Below are 2,691 nucleotides of genomic sequence, written 5' to 3' on the forward strand. Positions count from 1 at the left end.
GTCCATGGGGTCTCCGGGGGTTGGGGGCGGCGGAAGGCAAGCGGGGCCGCGGCGAAGCGCGGCGCGATCGAGGCGGCGTCGCGGTTCACCCGGCGACGAACGGAAAGGCGAGCGCGATCATGCCGACCAGCGTCATCACCGCGCACACCATCGCGGCGGGCAGCAGCGTGAACCGCTGGTGGTCGGCTAGGTCGACACCGGCGAGGCTGACGAGCAGATAGGTCGACGGCACCAGCGGGCTGAGCAGATGCACCGGCTGGCCCATCAGCGAGGCGCGCGCGATCGCCATCGGCGAGACGCCGTAATGCGCGCCCGCCTCGGCGAGGATCGGCAGCATGCCGAAATAGAAGGCGTCGTTGGAGATGAAGAAGGTGAAGGGCAGGCTGAGCAACGCGGTGATCGGCGCCATATACGGCCCCATCACCGGCGGGATCATGCCGACGACCTCCTTGCTCATCGCCTCGACCATGCCGGTGCCGCCGAGGATGCCGGTGAAGATACCCGCCGCGAAGATCAGCGACACCACCGACAGCACGTTGCCGGCATGTGCGGCGATCCGCTCCTTCTGTTCGGCGACGCCGGGATAGTTGACGATCATCGCGATGGCGAAGGCGATCATCATCAGCACCGACAGCGGCAGCAGCCCCCAGACGAGCAGGGTGAGCAGCGTGACGACGAGCAGGCCGTTGAACCAGATCAGCTTCGGCCGGCGCGCCTCGGGATATTGCGACACCGCCATGCCGGTGAACTCCGCCTCCTCGCGTGCCTGCACCGCGCCGATGCGGGCGCGCTCCTTGCGGCCGAACCACACGGCCAGCGCGAGCAGGCTGGCGAGGCCGGCGATCATGCCGGGGATCAGCGGCAGGAACAGCGTCGCCGGATCGAGCTTGAGCGCACTCGCCGCGCGCGCGGTCGGACCGCCCCAGGGGGTGAGGTTCATGATGCCGCTGGTCGCCATCAATAGGCAGCACAGATACAGCCGGTTCATGTCGTAGCGCTTGTAGAGCGGCAGCAGCGCGGCGATCGTGATGATATAGGTGGTCGAGCCGTCGCCATCGAGGCTGACCAGCGCGCACAGCACGACGGTGCCGAGCAGGATGCGCGTCGGATCGCCGTGCACCAGCCGGATCAACCGGCCGACCAAAGGATCGAACAGGCCGGTATCGGTCATCGTCGAGAAGAACAGGATCGCGAACAGCAGCATCACGCCGGTCGGCGCGAGATTCTTGATGCCGTCGATCATCATGTCGCCGAGCCCGGCCGCCTGGCCGGCGACCACGCCGAAGATCGTCGGGATGACGATCAGCGCGACCAGCGGGGTCATCCGCTTGGTCATGATGAGCGTCATGAAGGTGGCCACCATCAGGAAGCCGAGCAGCGCCAGATCCATGGGCATGTTCCTTGGAAAGATCAGAAGGTGACGGCGACGCGGGCGCTGACGGTCTCGCCGGAATCGGCGCCGGTGACGGCGCCGCTGCGATTGTCGGTGTCCCAATGGATGGCGTTGACCTGCACGCGCGTGAAGCTGTTGAGATACCAGTTCACGCCGAGAGTCCCCGCCCATCCCTCGCCGCCCGTGACGAGATCGGTATAGTCGAGACTCTCATAGCGGGCGGTCAGCTCGATCGCGCCGGGACCCCCGTCGAAAGTCGGCCGCTTGACCTTGGGCTGGCCGAAACTGCCGAGCCGCGGATTGTACGGCGGCAGGTCGCCGGTGATGAAGAAGCCGCCCGACAGGCTCCACGCCTTGCTGACGAAATCGGGCCGGCCGCCGTCCAGCCGCGCATTGCGCCGCCCCGCCTCGCCCATCACCCACAACGGCCCGCGATAGCCGCCCAGCTCGACGCCATAGCCGGTGGTGCCGGTGCCGCCGAGCAAGGTGCCGGTCGAGACGCGCAGGGCGCCGTTGAAACGGCCGCCGATCACCGTGTTGCGGGTCAGCGTCGTCGCCGCGGACGACAGGCTCTCGTCGAAGCCCCAGATGCCGACGTGCATCACCGTGTCGTCGGTCTTAACCGGGTTCCAGTGCGCGCGGCCCAGCACGGTGCGGCCGTCGCTCACCGCCTGCGTGCCGTCGACGCGATCGCCGGTGACGGTCAGCGAGGCATGGCCGGTCTTCCAGAACAGGCGCGGCATGATGCCGATGCCGTAGAAGCCGCGCTGCGGGATGATCGCGGTGGCCACCGTCGTGCGTTCGAGGAACGGCGTCGAATCCGATCCGGTCGAGCCCTCGAAGCTGCGATCGTTGAACAGATGGCCGGCGCGCACGTCGTAATCGATCCCCGGCGCGATCCGGTTGCGCCAGCCCATGAAGGCGGTGACGACGTCGACCTCGTTCTCCGAAAAATCGGCTTCCATCTGATAGAAGAAATGCGCGCCGACGCCGCCTTCGAGGCCGAGGCGCAAGGCGCGCATGCCGGTGGTGGTGAGGTTGCGCGTGTCCGATTTGGAGCCGAAGGTGCTGCTGACGTCGGCGAGGATGCGCCCGCGCGGCTTGAACGTGTAGACGCCGTCCGCCGAGTGGAAGACGGGCAGGCCGGCGCCCCATTCGGTGGTCACGCCCGACGGATTGTCGCGTGCCGCGGTCGCCTGCGCGACGTCGCGGTCGGCCGGGCCGGGCGGCACCAGCTGCGGCGCGAACGGCACCGTGCGGCGGACCTGTGGCGGCGCCGCCTGCGCGACCTGTGGCGG

At 68.3% G+C, this 2,691-nt stretch carries 2 protein-coding genes; both read right to left on the reverse strand.

Going from position 1 to position 2,691, the window contains the following annotated elements; translation table 11 throughout:
* Window positions 1-85: 85 nt before the first annotated feature.
* Window positions 86-1,396, reverse strand: coding sequence for a CitMHS family transporter (locus FFS23_RS19835; protein ID WP_283214467.1), 1,311 nt, complete (start codon window positions 1,394-1,396; stop codon window positions 86-88).
* A 14-nt stretch (window positions 1,397-1,410) separates the two neighbouring features.
* A partial coding sequence (locus FFS23_RS19840; RefSeq protein WP_137899951.1) for an OprO/OprP family phosphate-selective porin occupies window positions 1,411-2,691 on the reverse strand: 1,281 nt, incomplete at its 5' end.

It is taken from the genome of Sphingomonas sp. 2SG (assembly GCF_005503285.1).
GTDB lineage: Bacteria > Pseudomonadota > Alphaproteobacteria > Sphingomonadales > Sphingomonadaceae > Sphingomonas > Sphingomonas taxi.